Annotated in this window: 1 protein-coding gene; it reads left to right on the forward strand. The window is 76.6% G+C overall.

The window, feature by feature from the left end:
• Nucleotides 1–212: 212 nt before the first annotated feature.
• Complete coding sequence (locus tag E0D90_RS25850; RefSeq protein WP_103502909.1) at nucleotides 213–872, forward strand: class F sortase; 660 nt, start codon at nucleotides 213–215, stop codon at nucleotides 870–872.
• Nucleotides 873–890: the final 18 nt, after the last annotated feature.

An 890-nucleotide genomic window follows, 5' to 3' on the forward strand; every position in this document is an offset into this window, starting at 1 on the left:
GCCCGGGCCCGCCCCTGCCGCCCGACCTCCGCGGTCAGCGACGGGCCCGCTTCGGCCCCCGGGTGGCAGCGCCGCCCGGGGGCCGGTCCACCACCGCCGTCCGGCCGGAGCCCACTCCGGCCGGACGGCGCGCCGGGCCGGACCGGCGCCAGGAACGTGTCCAGGAACGGGGCCGCACACCGGCCCGAGCCCTACGGAACGGGTCCCACGGCATGAAGACCTCGGAGAAGGTACTGACCACCGCCATCGCGGCGACCGCGGCCGTCGCCCTCGCCGCCGGCACCGTCGGCATGATGGAGGACGACGGCCACACCGACCCTCCCCAGCCCGCCGCGGCCGAGGGCCTGCGGGAGGCCACCCAGCAGCGGGCCGACGACCCCCTCGGCGGTGCGCCGGGCGCGTACGGCGCGCTCCCCCCGTCCACGCCGCTGACCGTCCGGATACCCGCGATAGCCGTGGACGCCCCGCTCTCCGGCTACGGCCTGGAACCCTCGGGCAGTCCGCAGGTCCCGCCCGAGGAGGACCCGAACCTCGCCGGCTGGTTCCGCGGCGGCGTCACCCCCGGATCCGCCGGAACCTCCCTCATCACCGGCCATGTCGACAACGCCACCGGACCCGCCGTCTTCTACGATCTGGGCGCGCTCCGCCGCGGGGACACCGTCGAGGTCGACCGCGCCGACGGGCGCACCGCCGTCTTCACCGTCACCGCCATCGAGGTGTTCGACCGCGCGGACTTCCCCGACGAACTGGTCTACGCGCCCAGCGACGGGCCGGAGTTGCGGCTCATCACCTGCGGCGGCGAGTTCTCCCGCGACGCGGGCGGCTACCTCGGCAACGTCGTGGCGTTCGCCGAACTCTCCGGCACCCGCTGACCCCCGGCCCCTCAGGCC

The sequence above is a fragment of the Streptomyces otsuchiensis genome (assembly GCF_004305975.1).
Classification (GTDB): Bacteria; Actinomycetota; Actinomycetes; order Streptomycetales; family Streptomycetaceae; genus Streptomyces; species Streptomyces otsuchiensis.

Excerpts from the sequence above, each read along its gene's own strand:
- E0D90_RS25850 (WP_103502909.1), top strand. The coding sequence starts at position 213 with ATGAAGACCTCGGAGAAGGTACTGACCACCGCCATCGCGGCGACCGCG.